Origin of the sequence: Streptomyces sp. NPDC087215, assembly GCF_044744885.1 — a bacterium.
Lineage (GTDB): Bacteria > Actinomycetota > Actinomycetes > Streptomycetales > Streptomycetaceae > Streptomyces.
The window spans coordinates 225,413-243,558 of sequence record NZ_JBIUZD010000003.1 but is presented as its reverse complement, the minus strand read 5'-3'; the positions used below and the strand labels follow the sequence as shown (position 1 = coordinate 243,558).

The following is an 18,146-nucleotide window of genomic DNA, read 5'->3' as shown; positions in this document are numbered from 1 at the left end:
GAGCCGCACATATGAGTGGATTCCGTGTCCGGTTTCAGCCGGTCGGATGGCAGTCGTCGGATGCTGGTCGTCGGATGTCGGATGTCGGATGTCGGATGTCGGATGTCGGTCCCCGGTCCCTGGCCCTCGGTTGCCGGGCGGCCGGTTCAGTACGCGGCCTCCACCACGGTCCGATGGGTGCGGGGGTCTTCGACGAGGCCGAGCAGGCAGTGTGCGAGATCGGCGCGGGAGAGGGACTTCGGACGCTCCAGGTGTCCGCCGACGACGGTCCGGTAGCGGCCGGTCGGCGGGCCGTCGGTGAGCATCGGAGGCCGTACCACCGTCCAGAGCGTCTCCTCCGCGACCGCCGAGGACAGGAGGCCCTCCATCCGGGTCATGTCGGCGTAGCCGTGCCGGTAGAGCCGCTGGATCACGTGCCGGGTGACGAGCCGCTGGGGCAGCGGGAGGTCGGGGGTGACGTCGAGGCCGGCCGAGGAGAGGCAGAGCAGCCGCCGCACCCCGGACGCGCGCATCGCCTCGACGATGTGCCGGGTGCCCTGCGAGTAGACGGTCGTCGGGTGCCTGCGGTCGGTGCTGCCGAGGCAGGACACGACGGCGTCGTGCCCGGCGACGGCCTCCCGCCAGCCCTCGGGGGCCAGCGCGTCCCCGCGCAGGACCGTCAGCCGGGCCTCGGGACTCCCGTACCCGCCCGGTGGTCCGGCCCCGGGCCCTCCGACCGGGGCACCGCCCTTCGGGTCGCCCGTCCGCACCCGGGCGGGGTCGCGGGCGACGGCGGTGACCCGGTGTCCGGCGGCGAGCGCCTGGGAGAGCAGTTGCGCCCCCGTCCCGCCGGTGACGCCGAAGAGCAGCAGTCTCATGACGCCACCGCCCGGGGAGGGACGGGTTCCCCGGAGGCGCCGGGCACGGTCCGGCCCGTGGTGGCGCCGGGCGCGGTGTGTTCCGTGAGCGTGTCGACCAGGGCGGCGACGACGGCCCGCTGGCCCTCCGGCGTGAGGTGGATCCCGTCGTCGAGGTGCAGACCGGCCGTCACCCGCCGGGTGTCGACGGTGGGTTCGGGGCGGCCGAGGAGGAAGTCGGCGATGCCGTCGATGTCCTCGGCGGCCCAGCCGATCCCCGCCCGGAGGAAGTGCGGGTAGGAGTCGGCACGTTCCTGGTCCACCCCGCTCGGGGTGAGCCAGACCCAGCGGTCGGCCGTGTCCGGGGCGGCGAGCGCGCGCAGGGCGTGCAGATTGCGCTCGGTCTCCGCCGCGCTGACCAGCCGCGTGCCCGGTGCTCCGGGGGAACGGCCGAGGCGCTGGGTGTCGTTCGCGCCGATCATGCACAGGACCCAGTCGGGGCGGAAGCGGGACAGCTGGGGCAGTTGGGCGAGGGCCTGGGTGGTGGTCAGTCCGGAGACCGCGAGGTTCACGAGCCGTACGTCCTCCGGGAGGAGGTGACGCAGGACCTCGCACCAGGACAGCCGGTCGGCGGTGGTGCTCTCGCCGAGTGCCACGACCAGCTGGCCGGGCCGGAAGGGCAGTCGGGCGACCCGGTCGGCGAAGCCGGGGTCCTTGAGGAGCCGGGCGGCCGTCTCGCGGACCTGGTCGTCGTACGCGCGCAGCCGGGCGCGGTAGGTGCCGCCGTCCAGGCCGAAGAGCCCGGCGATCCGGTCGTCGGAGAGTTCCCCGAGGTGGCGCAGGGTCTTCTCCGGCTGCTGGAAACGCAGGAGCTTGTCGGCCGGTGACGGTTCGCCGGTTCGGTCCTCCTGCCGGGCCGGGGCGGCGGGGTCGGCCGGGCTGATCGGCTCGGACCGGTCGGTGTCGTTCTGGTTCTCGCGCTCGTTCTCGGGCTCGCTCTTGGGCTTGGGCATGGGCATGGGCTCAGACCTCTTCATGGCTGTGGCCGACGGAGTCGCCAGTGGTGTCGGCGGTGCTCGTGGTGACGCCGGTACGGGCGGGGCCGCCGCTGCTCCCCCTACGGGCTGTGGCACGGGCGTGGGCGCGGTGGCGCGGCAGCAGGAATCCGGCGGCGATCAGCCAGCCGAGGCAGGTGAACCGGGCCAGCGGCAGCAGGAGCGCGGCGCCGTCGAGGAGCAGCGTGAGGGTGGACAGTTCGGCGACGGCCGCGAGGGCCAGGCCGGTCAGCGCCAGGGTGCGCGGGAGCAGTCCGGCGAGGAGTCCGGGCACGGCGATCCCGGCCACGAGCAGGCCGAGCGTGACCACGTGCCCGGGTCCTCCGGTGGCGAAGGCCAGGTACTGGAGGGCGCGGACGAGCTGCGGCAGTTCGAGGACCTCCGTACGGGACAGGGTCCAGCCGATCAGGCCGCAGCAGGCCAGGAACCCGGAGGCGAGCAGGCCACCGGCCAGGGCGATGGTCGCGCCGGGTGCGCGGACGCCGAGCCGGTGCAGCCGGGCCGAGACGGTGGCGGCGTAGATGGCCAGCGGGATCGCGGCGGCGAACTGGAGGGCGCCGGAGACCTGGACGGCGTCGGGGTGGGCGCGGAACCAGGCCACGATCCCGGCGGTGTCGCCGAAGGGGGAGGGGAACGGCTCGCCGCCCGCGAGCACGGTGCTGAGCACGAGCCCGGCCAGGAAGAGCGCGGTGAACACCACGGCGAGCACGCCCGGCGGTGGTCCTCCCTGGGCTTCCCCGCGCTCGCGGTGGACCTCGGTCGGCCGGGACGCGCTCCAGCTCTCTGTGGACACGGCACTATCCGTTCTCTCGGAGGAATGGTTCACAGTGGAGAATCATTCTTTTCGCGTACCATAGCTCCGTGAGCAGTGACCGGCAAGCAGCGGAAGATTCCGGGACGGCGCCCCCGCCCCCGCGCGGAGGGGCATTTCTGCTGGCCCAGCTCGGGGCGCACGCGGCCGGCCGTTTCGGTGAGCGCGTCGGCGGACTCGGCCTCGCGCCGCCGGACGTCGGTCTGTTGCGGATGATCGCCACGGAGCCCGGCAGGAGTCAGCGCTCCCTCGCGGCGGACCTCGGCGTCGTGCCGAGCAGGGTCGTCGCGCTCATCGACAATCTGGAGCGCAAGGGGTTCGTGGAGCGCCGCCGCAGCGTCGAGGACCGTCGCCACCACGAGCTGTACGTGTCCGAGGGCGGCCGACGGGCTCTTGAGGGCGTACGGGAGGTGGCCGCCGCGCACGAGGACGACCTCTTCGCGGCGCTGGACGCGGAGGACCGGGCCCGGCTGACCGATCTGCTCGGCCGGGTCGCGGAACAGCAAGGGCTCACGCCCGGGGTGCACCCCGGCTACCGAGGTCTGCCGAAGCGGCCGGGGCGCGGCTGAGCGGTGCGGGGCCCTGAACCGCGGAATCCCGGGACGTGGCCACCCGGCGCCGCGGGACGGTCTGTCCCTACGCGGCCGTGGCCGTAAACATCCGTTCGTTTTCGCCGTGGCGGGGAAGACTTCTGAGAATGGGAGGCGTCTCAGGGGGGCGGGGGCATGGACTCGGGATGGTTGAGCGACATGTGCGACTCCTGCGGCGCCCCGTACGGGATGTGGGTCGGGAGCCTCGGCATGGTGCTCTGCCCGGAGTGCGAGGGGTCGGGCGCGGGTCATCCCGCCCGTGAACCGGTGCTGGTCGGCGATGTCCTGGCGAGTCTGGTCGGCGTCGTGGGCCATGGAAGGCCGCCGTCTTCACCGGGCCCGTCCGGTCCCGGCACCGCGCGCGCCGGTTCACCCGACGCGCCGGGCGCCGGGTGACGTACGGGGGGACCGCCGGGCGGGCGCGATGACACGCGTACGAGCCGCCGGGCGGGCGTGACGTTACGGTACGAGCCACCCGGCGGTCCGGTCCCGTGCGCCGTGGATCAGCCCAGTTGGGCGAGGGCCTCGGTGGCGATCCGCTCGAACACCGCCTGGTCGGTGGCGAAGTCGGAGTCGGGGATCGGCCAGTGGATCACGATCTCGGTGAAGCCGATCTCACGGTGCCGACCGGCGAAGTCGACGAAGGCGTCGACGGACTCCAGCGGCTGGTTGCGGTCCGGGGTGAACCCGGTCAGCAGCACCTTGTCGAGCGCGGCCACCTCGCGGCCGGTCTCGGCGCAGGCCTTGCCGAGCTTCTCGATCTGACCGCGCAGGGCCGCCACCGACTGCTCCGGGGTGCCCTCCTCGAAGATCTTCGGGTCACCGGTCGTCACCCATGCCTGCCCGTACCGCGCGGCCAGCCTCAGCCCGCGCGGCCCGGTCGCCGCGACCGCGAACGGCAGGCGCGGGCGCTGGACGCAGCCGGGGATGCTCCGGGCCTCGTCGGCCGAGTAGAACGTGCCGTGCTCGGTGACCGACTCCTCGGTGAGCAGCCGGTCGAGCAGTGCCACGAACTCGGCGAAACGGTCGGCCCGTTCCTTCGGCGTCCACGGCTCCTGGCCCAGCGCGGTCGCGTCGAAGCCGTTGCCGCCCGCGCCGACGCCGAGCGTGACCCGGCCGTCGGAGATGTCGTCGAGCGACATCAGCTCCTTGGCGAGGGTCACCGGGTGCCGGAAGTTCGGCGAGGTCACGAGCGTGCCGAGCCGGATGCGTTCGGTGGCCGTCGCCGCCGCGGTGAGCGTGGGCAGGGCGCCGAACCACGGGCCGTCCCGGAAGGTCCGCCAGGAGAGGTGGTCGTAGGTGTACGCGGCATGGAATCCGAGGTCCTCGGCCCGCCGCCAGGTCTTCTGGCCCTCGCTCCACCGGTGGATGGGGAGGATCACCGTACTCAAGCGCATGGCGTCACCCTACGCGCGCCGTCCGTCCCCGGCACAGGCCTCCACATCGGCGCCGGTCGGGGCCGACCCCGTCGGCGCCGGTCCGCAAGCTCGGGTCAGCGGGTCCGGGTCAGCGGGTCCGGCCGCTCATCCACGGGGTCAGCGCGACACCGGGGACGAGTTCCTTGTACGTCTCGTCGCCGGGCAGCGGGACGACCAGCCACCAGCCGGGCGGGAAGAGCCGGCCCTTCACATGGGCGAGGCCGCCGTGGACGGAGCGGACGAAGGCGGGGACCGCGTCGCGCGGCACATCGGCGAACTCGACGCCGTCCACGGTGATCCGGGCGTCGTCCTCGGGATAGATCTGGACGTCGACCGAGGGGGAGCCGCCCAGTTCGACGAAGGCCTCGTGGGGCAGCGAACCGTCGGTGTCGAGGACGGAGAAGGCGCCGGACGAGGTGCGCCGGGACGTCTGGTCGGCGCCGATGTCGTCGGTCACGCTCATCTCCAGGCCGAACTCCCGGGCGATGTCCCGGAGCGCGACGACGGCGGCCTCTGTGCTGGGCAGGTGCGGATGTGCCATGGGCACGATCCTGCCTCAGTCCGGGATGCGCAGGAACTCCGGTGGGACGGCGTCGGTCAGCCAGACCCCGTTGGCGCTGACGTGGAAGACGTGTCCGGCCCGGTGCATGGCACCCGCGTCGACGCTGAGCACCACCGGTCGGCCCCGGCGGGCGCCGACCCGGGTCGCGGTCTCGCGGTCGGGGGAGAGGTGCACATGGTGGCGGGCCATGGGGCGCAGACCCTCGTCCCGGATCGAGGGCAGCCGGTCCGCGACCGTGCCGTGGTGGAGGTACGCGGGCGGCTCCGAGGGCGGCAGCTCCAGGTCCACGGCGACGGTGTGTCCCTGGTTGGCCCGGATGCGGGTGCCCTCGACCGCGTAGCGCTTCTTGTCGTCGGCGGCGACGACAAGGTCGAGTTCCTCGCGGCTGACCGGGAAACGGTGCCGCTCGGTGGCCCGGAGCAGTGCGTCGATCTCGGTCCAGCCGTGGGCGTCGAGGACGATGCCGATGCGCTCGGGCTGGTGGCGCAGGTGCTTGGACAGGTACTTCGAGACCTTCACCCTGCGGAGCTCGTCCACCCTGCGGAGCTCGTCCGGCGAGCGCTCTCGGTCCTTCCGGTCGGGATGCATCCCGTCAGGATGCCGGAGCCCGATCGCTTCGTTCCATCAATTTTCACCCGAGCAGGTTTGGTCCACAGCCAACCCGACTTATCCACAGGCAAGTTGGCTTCTCTGTGGACAACGAGCGCCACTTTTCACGGCATTTGTCCAACTTCTACACTTTCATTCTCTATTGAGCAAAGTGCATCCAATGTTCTCTTCTGTACTTCTCGTTCGGTGGCGGCGGCGACGAAGGCGGCGACCCCGTCGGGGCCCGTCAGCTCCTGAACGCCCCTGATGGTGGCGGCCGGAAGCGGTACGGAACGCGGTTCGTCGTCCTTCGCGGGAGGCGCTTCGGGCGACAGGTGCAACTGAAGGTGACGAGTCGCCAGAATCTGCATGGCGCGGGCCAGTTCGGCGTCCACGGTCTGCTGGGCGAGGGGGCGGAGCCGCCGCACCATCGCCGCCGCCTCGACCGCGTCCGCGTCCGTCGGGGGCCGGTGCTCCAGGTAGCGCGCGAACACGTACTCCGTGGTGAACTCCAGGAAGCGCGAGGCGATGTGCTCCACCTGATCCCGAAGTTCCCTCAGATGCCCGGTGATCGCGGGCAGCGGAACCCCGGCCGCGTACAACTCCACCGCCACCGCCAGCTCCTGGGGGCTCGGTACGAGGTACTCCTCGGTCTCCCGGTCCCCGATCCGCTCCAGCACGCCGAGCTCGACCGCCTCCCGGATGGCCGCCTCGTCCGGAGCGCCGCCGAAGCGGGCGTCGAGCTCCGCGCGGGAGATGCGGGCCGCCTCCTCGTCCGTCCAGGGGCCGTGGACCTCAGCGACGAGACCGAGGACCCCGCCGAGACCCCGGCCGGTGTCCCAGGCCTCCAGGAGTTCCTTGATCGAGGCCAGGGTGTAGCCCCGGTCGAGGAGGTCGGCGATCTGCCGGAGCCGCGCGAGGTGGGCGTCCCCGTACACGTTCGACCTGCCCCGCCGCTCCGGTCGGGGCAGCAGGCCACGGTCCTGGTAGGCACGGATCGTCCGGACCGTGGCCCCGCTGTGATGGGCGAGATCCTCGATCCGGTACTCCGGCTGTGCTGACTGCTCGGACAAACCCGCTCCCACCGACCGCTCGTTCCACCCCGCCGTCGCGGGGCCCTCCCGCAAGGGATCGTACGACCGTGCCACCACCTCCGACCCCGCGCGGAAGCGCCCCGGCCCCGGCCCTTGCGTGACCGCGCCCCGGCCCGCGCGCCCCCGCCCCCTACGTCGGCGGCTGCCACCGGGCGAGGGCCCGCAGCACTCCCGGGCTCAGCCGGGACAGGAGGTGCGCACCCCGGGCCTCGGGGGTCACCGGGACCACAGCCCGGTCGTGCAGGACCGCTCCCAGGACCGCGTCCGCGACCTTCTCCGGCGGATAGTTCCGCAGGCCGTACAGCCGGGACGTCTTCTTCTGGCGCCGCTTCTCCTCGGCCTCGTCCGTGACCCCGGCGAACCGCGTGGTCGCCGTGATGCCGGTGTTGACGATCCCGGGGCAGATCGCGGACACTCCGATGCCCTGGTCGGCCAGTTCGGCGCGCAGGCACTCGCTGAGCATCAGCACCGCGGCCTTGGACGTGCTGTACGCGGACAGCGCCCGGGACGGCTGGAACGCGGCGGCGGACGCGGTGTTCACGATGTGACCGCCCTGCCCGCGTGCCTTCATCTGGGCGCCGAAGAACCGGCAACCGTGGATGACGCCCCACAGGTTGACGTCGAGGACCCGCTGCCACTCCTCGCTCGTCGTGTCGAAGAAGGAGCCGGTGAGCCCGATCCCCGCGTTGTTGACCAGGACGTCGACGATCCCGTACTCGCTCGCCACCTTCGCGGCCAGCTTCTCCATCGCCTGCTCGTCGGAGACGTCGACCGTCTCGCCCCAGGCGTCGGGTGCGCCGATCAGCCGGGCCATCTCGGCCGTACGGCCCGCGCCCTCGGCGTCCCGGTCGACGGCGACGACCCGGGCACCGGCCTCCGCGAAGGCGAAGGCGGTGGCCCGGCCGATGCCACTGGCCGCCCCCGTGACCAGGACCAGCTGCCCGCCGAACCGCTCCGCGTACTCCGGCCTCACCCCGCCCCCGGCCGCCGTCCCGGCGAGCGCCTCCGCCACCCGCCCCGCCGGACCCTCGTTGGCCCGGACGAACGCGCCTATCCAGGCGGACAGCTGGTCCGGCCGGGTGCGCGGCACCCAGTGCTTCGCGGGCAGGGTGCGCCGGGTCAGGTCCGGCACCCAGGTGCCCAGGTCGTCGTAGAGCCGCTCGGAGAGGAAGGCGTCCCCGGTCGGTGTGATCAGCTGCACGGGCGCGTGGGCGTACGCGTCGGGGCGGGGCCTGCCGAGACGGGCCCGGACGTTGTCCCGGTAGAGCCAGGCGCCGTGCGCCGCGTCGCTCGGCAGCGAAGGCGTCGGGTAGTCACCGGCGGGAAGCTTCTCGACCCGCTCCAGGACCTTCGCCCAGCGCCTGCCGAGCGGGCCCCGCCAGGCCAGCTCCGGCAGGTAGGGCGTGTGCAGCAGGTACACGTACCAGGACTTGGCGCCCTGGCCGAGGAGCTGGCCGACCCGGCGCGGAGTGGGGCGGGTCATCCGGCGCTTGATCCAGTGCCCGAAGTGGTCGAGGGAGGGCCCGGACATCGAGGTGAAGGAGGCGATGCGGCCCTCGGTGCGCGCGACGGTGACGAACTCCCAGGACTGCACGGACCCCCAGTCGTGTCCGACGAGATGGACCGGCCGGTCCGGGCTGACGGCGGCGGCGACCGCCAGGAAGTCGTCCGTCAGCTTCTCCAGGGTGAAGCCGCCGCGCAGCGGCGCCGGAGCCGTGGACCGGCCGTGGCCCCGGACGTCGTAGAGCACCACGTGGAAGTCCTCGGCGAGCCGGACCGCGACCTCCGACCAGACCTCCTTGGAGTCCGGGTAGCCGTGGACGAGGAGGACGGTGGGCCGGTCCGGTTCGCCGAGCTCGGCGACGCACAGCTCGATCCCGCCGGTCCGCACCCACCGCTCCCGCGCCCCCGCCAGGCCACCCGGCCCCCGAGCGCGGCTCCCCGGCCCGGACGCCAGGCGCCCCGGCCCGGTCGTGCCGCCGCCGCTCCCCGCCGTCAGGTCGTCGCGCCCCATCAGACCGCCCCCTCGTTCCAGCGCCGCACGTGCGGCAGATCGTCGTCCAGCCAGAAAGCGCTCTGCTCGGGGTCCCCGGAGTCGGTGACGACCAGGATCTCCTCGAACTTCGCGCCCGTACCCCGGAACCCGAGGTGCGGTTCGACCGCCCACAGACCGGGCTGCGGAGGATGGTCGGAGAACTTGTACGGCGACCAGAGCGGCGACCAGCCGTCCCGGTGCCCGTGCAGGGCGTCGCCCGCGAGGCCCTTGAGCGCCTGGGCGCCGAACCCGAAGACCGTCGGCGACCAGCGGCGCTCCCGCACCCGGTCGATCTTGTGGGCGATGACACCGAAGGGATAGGCCCGGTGCCGGTTCGCGTACCCCTGGCGGACCATCAGCCGGTCGACGTCCTGGTAGATCTCGCGGAGCGTGCGGCGCTCGCGGACCTCCCGCAGGATCAGCTCGCGGTGGTCCCTGAGGTCGGCGAGCAGTCTGTCGTGCAACGGGTTGAGCCCCAGACAGCCGCTGTAGCCGATGTCGGCCGTGTGCCCCCGGTAGACCGGCGCCATGTCGAGGATGAACGGCATCCCCGCCTCCAGCGGCCGGTTCGTCGGGAAGAACTGCAGCGGCACCTTGAAGTCGACGAAGGCCGTGCGGTCCCCGAACCAGGCGAAGGGCCGGTGGAACCAGTCCCGCACCCCTCTCGCGTACAGCCACTCGCGCTGCATCCGGGCGGCCTCGCGCTCGGTCACCCCGGGCCTGAGCTGCGCCGCGACGGCCTCCGCGCACTCGTAGGAGAGCCGCTGCACTTCCCTGAACCCCCGCAGCTCCGCCGCGAGTTCCCCTGTCACCGCTGAGGCCATGCCATCCGCCGTCCCGTGTGAGCACCCGACCGCGCTACGCGTCCGTAACTTGACACCGATGAATGTGACAATGCCCGGCGGCTGCGTCAAGGGGTCGGACGACGGCCTGTGGAAAACCCTCGGAAAGGCGGCCGGAAGCAGTACTCCCGCCGCCCGAAACCCCGAAGGCGAAAGACTTTCGTCGCGACCTCCCCTACTGGCTTGTACTCCTCTGGTCGGAGAAGGATCGAGCCGTTGGGCTGACGACTCCTGTGGCACACACCACTACCTTCGAATCGTGACTGTGATCGCGACCGAAAGCCTCAGCAAGCGGTTCCCCCGGGTGACCGCTCTTGACCGGCTCTCCCTGGACATCGGGCCCGGTGTGACCGGACTCGTGGGTGCCAACGGGGCCGGCAAGTCCACCATGATCAAGATTCTGCTCGGACTCTCCCCCGCCACGGAGGGCCGCGTGGAGGTGCTCGGACTGGACGTCCGGACCTCCGGCGCCCAGATCCGCGAGCGCGTGGGATACATGCCCGAGCACGACTGCCTCCCACCGGACGTCTCGGCCACCGAGTTCGTCGTCCACATGGCGCGGATGTCCGGGATGCCCGCGACCGCCGCCCGCGAGCGGACCGCCGACACCCTGCGCCACGTCGGCCTGTACGAGGAGCGCTACCGCCCCATGGGCGGCTACTCGACGGGCATGAAGCAGCGGGTGAAGCTCGCCCAGGCGCTGGTGCACGACCCGAAACTGGTCCTCCTCGACGAGCCGACGAACGGCCTCGACCCGGTCGGCCGCGACGAGATGCTCGGCCTGATCCGCCGCGTCTGGACGGACTTCGGCATCTCCGTCCTCGTCACCTCGCACCTCCTCGGCGAACTGGAGCGCACCTGCGACCACGTCGTCGTCATCGACGGCGGACGCCTGCTGCGCTCCAGCTCCACCAGCGACTTCACCCGGCAGACCACGACGCTCGCGGTCGAGGTCACCGACTCCGACACCCACCCCGACGGCACGGCGGCGCTCCGCGCGGCCCTCACCACCGCCGGAGTGACCCTCCACGCGGGAGTGGAGGAGGGCCTGCCCGGCGCGGGCCACATCCTGCTCCTGGAGGCCCCCGGCGAGGAGACGTACGACCTCGTGCGGGACACCGTCGCCGGTCTCGGCCTCGGCCTGGTCCGCATGGAGCAGCGCCGCCACCACATAGCCGAGGTCTTCCGCCCCGACGCGGCCCCGCAGCACGAGGAGGTGCCGGCCCGATGAGCACCCAGCTCCCCCAGCCCGCCCAGGGCGCTCCCGACACGACCCGCATCCACAACATCGGATACCGGTCCTACGACGGCCCCCGCCTCGGCCGGGCGTACGCGCGCAGGTCGCTGTTCTCGCAGTCGCTGCGCGGCGCCTACGGCCTGGGCCGCAGCGCCAAGTCGAAGGTCCTGCCGATGCTGCTCGCGGGGGTGATGTGCGTGCCCGCGCTGATCATCGTCGCGGTCGCGGTCGCCACCAAGCAGAGCAAGCTGTCGCTGGAGTACACGCAGTACGCGATCTTCCTCCAGCTCGTCATCGGCATCTACCTGGCCTCGCAGGCGCCGCAGTCGGTCTCCCGGGACCTGCGGTTCCGGACGGTCCCGCTGTACTTCTGCCGCCCGATCGAGCGCGGGGACTACGTGCTCGCGAAGTTCGCCGCGATGGCCTCGGCGCTCTTCCTGCTGACGTCCGTGCCGCTGGTGATCCTCTGGATCGGTTCGCTGCTGGCCAAGATGGACTTCGGCACCCAGACGCAGATGTTCGGCCAGGGCCTGGTGTCCGTGACGCTGCTCTCGCTGCTCTTCGGCGGCATCGGGCTGGTCATGGCGGCCCTGACCCCGCGCCGGGGCTTCGGCGTCGCCGCCGTGATCGCCGCGCTGACCATCTCGTACGGGGCGGTCTCGACCCTCCAAGGCATCGCGTACGGCACGGACAACCCGGACGCCATCACCTGGCTCGGCCTGTTCTCGCCGATCACCCTCATCGACGGGGTGCAGACCGCCTTCCTCGGGGCGCCCTCCTCCTTCCCCGGAGGGGAGGGACCGGGTGCCGGAGCGGGCGCGGTCTATCTGCTGGTCGTCCTCGCGCTCATCGCCGGTACCTACGGCATCCTGATGCGCCGCTACCGAAAGGTCGGCCTGTGACCGCCCTCCCGTCGAACGGGCCGCGCCCGACCGGCGTCCCGTCGCCCGCCACCACCCTTCCAAGGATTGGGCAGCGCCCATGAGCATCCTCACCATCGACCACGTGTCCCGCTGGTTCGGGAACGTCGTGGCCGTGAACGACGTCACGATGACGGTGGGTCCGGGCGTCACCGGCCTCCTCGGGCCCAACGGCGCCGGGAAGTCCACGCTGATCAACATGATGGGAGGCTTCCTCGACCCCTCCACCGGCAGCGTCACGCTCGACGGCCGGTCGATCTGGGGGAACGAGTCGGTCTACCGCGAGATAGGCGTGGTGCCCGAGCGGGAGGCGATGTACGACTTCCTGACCGGACGCGAGTTCGTCCTGGCCAACGCGGAACTGCAGGGCCTCGGCGCCGAGGAGGCGCAGCGGGCGCTGGCCACCGTCGAGATGGAGTACGCGCAGGACCGCAAGATCTCCACGTACAGCAAGGGGATGCGGCAGCGCGTGAAGATGGCCTCGGCCCTCGTGCACGAGCCTTCGGTGCTGCTGCTCGACGAGCCGTTCAACGGCATGGATCCGCGCCAGCGGATGCAGCTGATGGACCTGCTGCGGCGGATGGGCGCGGACGGGCGCACGGTCCTGTTCTCCTCGCACATCCTGGAGGAGGTCGAGCAGCTGGCCTCGCACATCGAGGTGATCGTGGCCGGACGGCACGCGGCCTCCGGTGACTTCCGCAAGATCCGACGGCTGATGACGGACCGGCCGCACCGCTATCTGGTCCGCTCCAGCGACGACCGGGCGCTCGCCGCCGCGCTGATCGCCGACCCGTCCACGGCGGGCATCGAGGTGGACCTGGCGGACGGCGGACTGCGGGTGCAGGCGGTGGACTTCGGACGGTTCACGGAGCTGCTGCCGAAGGTGGCACGGGAGCGGGACATCCGGCTCCTGACGGTCTCGCCCTCGGACGAGTCCCTCGAATCGGTCTTCTCGTACCTCGTCGCGGCCTGAAAGGAGCCTGACCGATGTACAACCCCACAGTCGCCCGGCTCACCTACCGGGCCCTCCTCGGCCGCCGCAGGGCCCTGATCCTCTTCCTGCTGCCCGCCATCCTGCTGCTGATCGCGGTGGCGGTCCGCCTCTTCAACGGGGCGGACGACCAGGTGGCGGCCGATGTCCTCGGCGGGTTCGCCCTGGCCACGATGGTGCCGCTGATCGGTGTCATCGCGGGCACGGGCGCGATCGGGCCCGAGATCGACGACGGTTCGATCGTCTATCTGCTGTCGAAGCCGGTGAAACGGCACTCGATCATCTTCACCAAGCTGATCGTGGCGGTCTCGGTGACGATGGTCTTCTCGGCGGTGCCGACGTTCCTCGCCGGGTTCATCCTCAACGGCAACGGCCAGCAGGTGGCCGTGGCGTACACGGTGGCGGCGCTCGTGGCCTCCATCACGTACAGCGCGGTGTTCCTGCTGCTCGGCACGGTCAGCAGGCACGCGGTCGTCATCGGCCTGGTCTACGCCCTGGTGTGGGAGGCCCTGTTCGGCTCCCTGATCGCGGGCGCGAAGACCCTCAGCGTGCAGCAGTGGGCGCTGGCCCTGGCCGAGAAGGTCACGGGCGAGGGCCTGGTCAGCTCCGAGGTCGGCCTGCCGACGGCGATCGCGCTCCTCGCGGCGGTCACCGTCGCGGCGACCTGGTTCGCCGGTCACAAGCTCAACAGACTGACTCTCGCGGGCGAGGAGTAGGCCCGGGGGGAAGAGACGGAAGCGGTACGGCTCCGAACCTCCGGGTCACCACCTCGGTAGGCCCCACCGGGAGCCGCACCGCTTCCCTCTCACACCACCCGGTCCCGCGCGGCGAGCAGCCCGACACCGAGGGCGGCCGCGCAGACCACCAGGACCACACAGATCGGCAGGGTCCAGGAGCCGGTGGCCTGATGGAGGACACCGGCCGCGAGCGGCCCCGCGGCGGCGAGCAGGTAGCCGACCGTCTGTGCCATCCCGGAGAGCCGGGCGGCGGTGGCCGCGTCCCCGGAGCGCAGCACGATCAGGGTCAGGGCGAGCCCGACCGCACCGCCCTGGCCGACCCCGAGGACCGCCGACCAGAGCCAGGCCCCTTCCAGCGGGGCCACCAGCAGACCGGCGTATCCGGCCGCGACGAGCGTGGTGACGAGGACGACCAGCGGACGCTGGCTCCGCATCCGCCCGGCGAGCAGCGGTACGACGAAGGCGCCCGCGACCTGGATCAGGTTGTTGAAGGCGAAGACGACACCGGCCGTGGAGCGGCTCATCCCGTGGTCGGTGAAGATCGTCGGCATCCAGGCGATCAGCACGTACGACCAGAGCGACTGCAGCCCCATGAACAGGGTGACCTGCCAGGCGAGGGCCGAGCGCCAGACGCTCACCGGGCGGGCGGCGGCCCCGGTGGCCGGGACGGCCCGCACCGCACGGCCCGTCCGGCCCTGGGCGATCAGGACCTGGGGCAGCCAGGCGACCGCCGCGACCACGGCGAGCAGGGACCAGAAGCCGAGCGAGGCCTGCCAGCCGCCGCCCAGGGCCTTCTCCAGGGGCACGGCGGCGGCCGCCGCGACCGTCGCTCCGGCGATCATCGCGCCCGTGTAGACGGAGGTCATCGCCGCGGCCCGGTCGGGGAAGTCCCGCTTGATCAGGCCCGGCATGAGCACATTGAGCAGGGCGATGGCGGTGCCGACGAGGACACCGCCGCCGTACAGCGCGGCGGCGGAGGGCAGCAGCCGCCCGAGGATGCCGACGGCGAGCAGGAGCAGCGCCGCGAAGAGGACGCGTTCGGCCCCGAAGCGGCGGCCCAGCCACGGTGCCACCAGGGCGCCGACGCCGAGGAAGAGCACCGGCACCGAGGTGACGAGGGAACTCGCCGTCGCGGAGAGCCCGAAGGTGTCGGACACCTCGCCGACCAGGGGCGCCACGCTCGCGAGTGCGACCCGCATGTTCAGCGAGGCGAGCACGATGCCGACGAGCAGCAGCGCCGGGTGGGCGAGCAGGGCCCGCCGGGTGGCCGCACCCGCCGTGGTCTCCGGCGTCCCGGCCTCGGCGTCCACGAGCAGCGACGGCCCGCCGACACCCACCGCGCCGATGCCTATGCCTACGCCCGTGCCCGTATCGAGTTCCGGGCCCGGTCCGGGGCCGGTCGTCGGGGTTCCCGTGCTCATCGGGAGTGGTCCGTCAGTGCCGCGACCGTCTCCATGGGGAGCCGGAGCAGTTCGCGGGCCTGGCGCTCCGCCGCCTCCGGGTCGCCCGCCTCGATCGCGGTGACCAGCGCCTCGTGGGCGTCGATGTCGACCGGCGGCATCTCCTGGTCGCCGAGCGCCTCCACCAGGACCTCGTGGACCTGGGCCGAGAAGAAGCGGTAGACCTCGACGAAGGCCGTGTTGTGGGTGGCGCCGACGACCGCGAGGTGGAAGGCGAGGTCCGCGTCGGCGTCCCGGTCGCCCTCCTCGCGCAGGGTGGTCAGGGCCGCCCGCAGCCGCAGCAGGTCATGGGTGTCCCGGCGGGCCGCGGCCAGCCGGGCGGCCTCGGCCTCCAGGGCGATCCGCAGTTCCAGGACGTCGGAGGCGCCCGCGTGCCGGACCCCGCGCAGCACGGCGGCCGGATCGGCGTGCGACCTGACGAAGGTGCCGTTGCCCTGGCGGGACTCCAGGAGACCGGCGTGGACCAGGACGCGGACGGCCTCCCGGACCGTGTTGCGGCCCACGCCGAGCTGCTGCGCCAACTCGTGCTCGGTCGGGACGCGGTCGCCGACCGCCCACTCCCCGCCCGCGAGCTGGGCCCGCAGCTGCTCCACCACGGAGTCCACCAGCGAGGTCCGTCCCGCCGCCTTCAGAGCCATGCCGACCCACCTTCATTTGCCCGGTTGCCCAGTCATCCTACAACTGACTGGACGGGGCACTCCCGACTACTGTGGGGCCGTACGCGGACCGAACACCCTCACCACCCTCGGGAGTCAGTCATGTCAGACCGCTTCGACGTCGTCGTACTCGGAGCTGGCCCCGGCGGCTACGTCGCCGCCATCCGCGCCGCCCAGCTGGGCAAGCGGGTCGCGGTCGTCGAGGAGAAGTACTGGGGCGGGGTCTGCCTGAACGTCGGCTGCATCCCCACCAAGGCGCTGCTGCGCAACGCCGAACTCGCCCACATCTTCCAGCACGAGGCCAAGACCTTCGGCATCAAGGTCGACGGCACGGTTTCCTTCGACTACACGGAGGCGTTCCGCCGCAGCCGTTCGGTCGCGGACGGCCGCGTCAAGGGCGTCCACTTCCTCATGAAGAAGAACGGGATCACCGAGTTCGACGGCCGGGGCACCTTCCTCGACGCGCACACCCTCCAGGTGGCCAAGTCCGACGGCACCTCGGAGACGATCACCTTCGACAACTGCGTCATCGCGACCGGCGCCACCCCCCGGCTGCTCCCCGGCACCGCCCGCAGCGAGCGCGTCGTGTCGTACGAGGAGCAGATCCTCGCCGAGGACGCCCCGAAGTCGATCGTCATCGCCGGCGCCGGTGCCATCGGCATCGAGTTCGCGTACGTCCTCAGCAACTACGGCACCAAGGTCACGATCGTCGAGTTCCTCGACCGGATCGCGCCGCTGGAGGACGAAGAGGTCTCCAAGGAGCTGGCGAAGCAGTACCGCAAGCTCGGCATCGACGTCCTGACCTCGACCCGCGTCGAGGCCATCGACGAGTCGGGCCCGCAGGTCCGCGTCACCGTCACCGGCAAGGACGGTGTCAGCAAGGTCCTGGAGGCCGACAAGGTCCTGCAGGCCATCGGCTTCGCGCCGAACGTCACCGGTTACGGCCTTGAGGCCACCGGCGTCGCCCTCACCGAGCGCGGCGCGATCGACGTGGACGGCCGCTGCCGCACCTCCGTGCCGCACATCTACGCCATCGGCGACGTCACCGCGAAGCTGATGCTCGCGCACACCGCCGAGGCCATGGGCGTGATCGCCGCCGAGACCATCGGGGACGCCGAGACGATGGAACTCGACTACCCGATGATCCCGCGCGCGACCTACTGCCAGCCGCAGATCGCCAGCTTCGGCTGGACCGAGGCGCAGGCCCGCGAAAAGGGCTTCGACGTCAAGGTCGCCAAGTTCCCGTTCGTGGCGAACGGCAAGGCGCACGGTCTGGGCGACGCCACCGGCTTCGTCAAGATCATCGCGGACGGCACCCACGGCGAGATCATCGGCGCCCACCTGATCGGCCCGGACGTCACCGAGCTGCTGCCCGAGCTCACCCTGGCCCAGCAGTGGGACCTCACCGTCCACGAGGTCGCGCGCAACGTCCACGCCCACCCGACGCTGGGCGAGGCCGTGAAGGAAGCGATCCACGGCATTTCCGGACACATGATCAATTTCTGAGTTTCTCCGGGCTCCGGGTGATAGGCACTGAAGGGTGCCGACCGAAGCCAGCGGAACCAGCGGAGTCGACGGAAACGACGGAGTCGACGGAAACAGCGGAACGAGCCGATCCGCACCGGGTGGCGAACCGTCCCGACCGATCAGGTCGTGGGTGCGTTCGTCACCCGGCACCCACGTCTGGCTCCTGATCATCGCGATCACCAGCCTCGTCATCGCCCTCGCGCCACAGGGCCTGGAGACCTATCTCCTCCACCGCAACAGCAGCAATCTGCACCAGCTGTCCCACCATCCGGTGCGCGCCCTGCTCGGCAGCGCCTTCTGGATCGAGAACCCGGCCGACCTGCTGCTGTACGCGGTGCTGTTCGAGCTGCTCCACGCCCCCGTGGAGCGCTGGCTGGGGACCCCCAGATGGCTCTTCACCGTCGGTACGGCCCACATCGCGGCGACCCTGATCAGCCAGCAGGTCGTTCTGGCCGCCATCCGCCACCACGACGTCCCGCGCAGCATGGCGCACGTCGTGGACATCGGGGTCAGTTACGGGCTCGCCGCCGCCGCGGGCGTCCTCACCTACCGGCTGGCCCGGCCCTGGCGCTGGTTCTACCTGATGGGGGCGGTGGCCTTCTTCGTCGTACCGTTCGTCACCGACCGTACGTACACCGACCTCGGGCATCTGATCTCGCTCGCGATCGGTCTGGCCTGCTATCCGCTCACCCGCGGAAAACCGGTCGCCCGCGAACACGGTCTCGTCGCACACTAGTTGTGCGGGAGGAACGGGGGATCTCCCGGAGGGAAGGGGCGGCCGCTTCGA

The 18,146-nt window shown here is 71.8% G+C and carries 18 protein-coding genes; 7 read left to right on the top strand and 11 right to left on the bottom strand.

Going from position 1 to position 18,146, the window contains the following annotated elements; translation table 11 throughout:
* Positions 1–146: 146 nt before the first annotated feature.
* From ACIO92_RS10625 to ACIO92_RS10615, 3 genes are read right to left on the bottom strand one after another with little or no spacing between them, the layout of a single operon-like run.
* A complete protein-coding gene (locus ACIO92_RS10625; protein ID WP_366445298.1) occupies positions 147–857 on the bottom strand; it encodes an NAD(P)H-binding protein in 711 nt (236 codons plus the stop codon).
* Complete coding sequence (locus ACIO92_RS10620) at positions 854–1,855, bottom strand: SGNH/GDSL hydrolase family protein (RefSeq protein ID WP_366445299.1); 1,002 nt, start codon at positions 1,853–1,855, stop codon at positions 854–856. Before ACIO92_RS10620 ends, ACIO92_RS10625 begins: the two co-directional genes overlap by 4 nt.
* A gap of 4 nt (positions 1,856–1,859) precedes the next feature.
* Positions 1,860–2,684: a hypothetical protein gene (locus ACIO92_RS10615; RefSeq protein WP_402280128.1), complete on the bottom strand. Its 825-nt coding sequence runs from the start codon at positions 2,682–2,684 to the stop codon at positions 1,860–1,862.
* A gap of 68 nt (positions 2,685–2,752) precedes the next feature.
* Here ACIO92_RS10615 and ACIO92_RS10610 point away from each other — a divergent pair, with 68 nt between their 5' ends.
* The gene (locus ACIO92_RS10610) at positions 2,753–3,271 is read left to right on the top strand and encodes a MarR family transcriptional regulator (RefSeq protein WP_366445301.1); all 519 of its coding nucleotides are present in this window, start codon (positions 2,753–2,755) and stop codon (positions 3,269–3,271) included.
* Between the two features lie 524 nt (positions 3,272–3,795).
* Here ACIO92_RS10610 and ACIO92_RS10605 read toward each other — a convergent pair.
* From ACIO92_RS10605 to ACIO92_RS10580, 6 genes are all read right to left on the bottom strand, one after another.
* Positions 3,796–4,689, bottom strand: a complete 894-nt coding sequence (locus ACIO92_RS10605) for an LLM class flavin-dependent oxidoreductase (RefSeq protein WP_402280131.1) — start codon at positions 4,687–4,689, stop codon at positions 3,796–3,798.
* Between the two features lie 109 nt (positions 4,690–4,798).
* Positions 4,799–5,251, bottom strand: coding sequence for a hypothetical protein (locus tag ACIO92_RS10600; RefSeq protein ID WP_366445304.1), 453 nt, complete (start codon positions 5,249–5,251; stop codon positions 4,799–4,801).
* Between the two features lie 15 nt (positions 5,252–5,266).
* Positions 5,267–5,809, bottom strand: coding sequence for an RNA 2'-phosphotransferase (locus tag ACIO92_RS10595; RefSeq protein ID WP_401235500.1), 543 nt, complete (start codon positions 5,807–5,809; stop codon positions 5,267–5,269).
* 176 nt (positions 5,810–5,985) lie between these two features.
* Positions 5,986–6,933 (bottom strand): MerR family transcriptional regulator, encoded by a 948-nt coding sequence (locus ACIO92_RS10590; RefSeq protein ID WP_402280133.1) that lies wholly within the window; start codon positions 6,931–6,933, stop codon positions 5,986–5,988.
* A 151-nt stretch (positions 6,934–7,084) separates the two neighbouring features.
* Positions 7,085–8,968 carry an SDR family oxidoreductase gene (locus tag ACIO92_RS10585; RefSeq protein ID WP_402280135.1) on the bottom strand — a complete coding sequence of 628 codons (1,884 nt, stop codon included), beginning with the start codon at positions 8,966–8,968 and terminating at the stop codon, positions 7,085–7,087.
* The gene (locus ACIO92_RS10580; protein ID WP_366445309.1) at positions 8,968–9,813 is read right to left on the bottom strand and encodes a M24 family metallopeptidase; all 846 of its coding nucleotides are present in this window, start codon (positions 9,811–9,813) and stop codon (positions 8,968–8,970) included. The genes ACIO92_RS10585 and ACIO92_RS10580 overlap by 1 nt, the downstream gene beginning before the upstream one ends.
* Positions 9,814–10,096: 283 nt before the next feature.
* On the opposite strand from ACIO92_RS10580, the gene ACIO92_RS10575 reads away from it, so the two are divergent.
* From ACIO92_RS10575 to ACIO92_RS10560, 4 genes are all read left to right on the top strand, one after another.
* Positions 10,097–11,062 carry an ABC transporter ATP-binding protein gene (locus ACIO92_RS10575; RefSeq protein WP_366445342.1) on the top strand — a complete coding sequence of 322 codons (966 nt, stop codon included), beginning with the start codon at positions 10,097–10,099 and terminating at the stop codon, positions 11,060–11,062.
* Entirely contained in the window at positions 11,059–11,970 is a 912-nt protein-coding gene (locus tag ACIO92_RS10570; RefSeq protein WP_366445310.1) for an ABC transporter permease, read from the top strand. The genes ACIO92_RS10575 and ACIO92_RS10570 overlap by 4 nt, the downstream gene beginning before the upstream one ends.
* Positions 11,971–12,049: 79 nt before the next feature.
* Positions 12,050–12,961 carry an ABC transporter ATP-binding protein gene (locus ACIO92_RS10565; protein ID WP_366445311.1) on the top strand — a complete coding sequence of 304 codons (912 nt, stop codon included), beginning with the start codon at positions 12,050–12,052 and terminating at the stop codon, positions 12,959–12,961.
* A 14-nt stretch (positions 12,962–12,975) separates the two neighbouring features.
* On the top strand, positions 12,976–13,695 hold the full coding sequence (locus ACIO92_RS10560) for an ABC transporter permease (RefSeq protein ID WP_366445312.1): 720 nt from the start codon (positions 12,976–12,978) through the stop codon (positions 13,693–13,695).
* A gap of 89 nt (positions 13,696–13,784) precedes the next feature.
* On the opposite strand, the gene ACIO92_RS10555 is transcribed toward ACIO92_RS10560, so the two are convergent.
* Together ACIO92_RS10555 and ACIO92_RS10550 are read right to left on the bottom strand one after the other, a co-directional pair.
* Complete coding sequence (locus ACIO92_RS10555) at positions 13,785–15,137, bottom strand: CynX/NimT family MFS transporter (RefSeq protein ID WP_402280138.1); 1,353 nt, start codon at positions 15,135–15,137, stop codon at positions 13,785–13,787.
* Positions 15,134–15,814, bottom strand: a complete 681-nt coding sequence (locus tag ACIO92_RS10550; RefSeq protein WP_366445314.1) for a FadR/GntR family transcriptional regulator — start codon at positions 15,812–15,814, stop codon at positions 15,134–15,136. The genes ACIO92_RS10555 and ACIO92_RS10550 overlap by 4 nt, the downstream gene beginning before the upstream one ends.
* A gap of 120 nt (positions 15,815–15,934) precedes the next feature.
* Between ACIO92_RS10550 and lpdA the strand changes: the two genes are divergently transcribed.
* Both lpdA and ACIO92_RS10540 read left to right on the top strand, forming a co-directional pair.
* Complete coding sequence (gene lpdA / locus ACIO92_RS10545; RefSeq protein ID WP_366445316.1) at positions 15,935–17,338, top strand: dihydrolipoyl dehydrogenase; 1,404 nt, start codon at positions 15,935–15,937, stop codon at positions 17,336–17,338.
* Positions 17,339–17,477: 139 nt separating this feature from the next.
* On the top strand, positions 17,478–18,095 hold the full coding sequence (locus tag ACIO92_RS10540) for a rhomboid-like protein (RefSeq protein ID WP_366445343.1): 618 nt from the start codon (positions 17,478–17,480) through the stop codon (positions 18,093–18,095).
* Positions 18,096–18,146 lie beyond the last annotated feature (51 nt).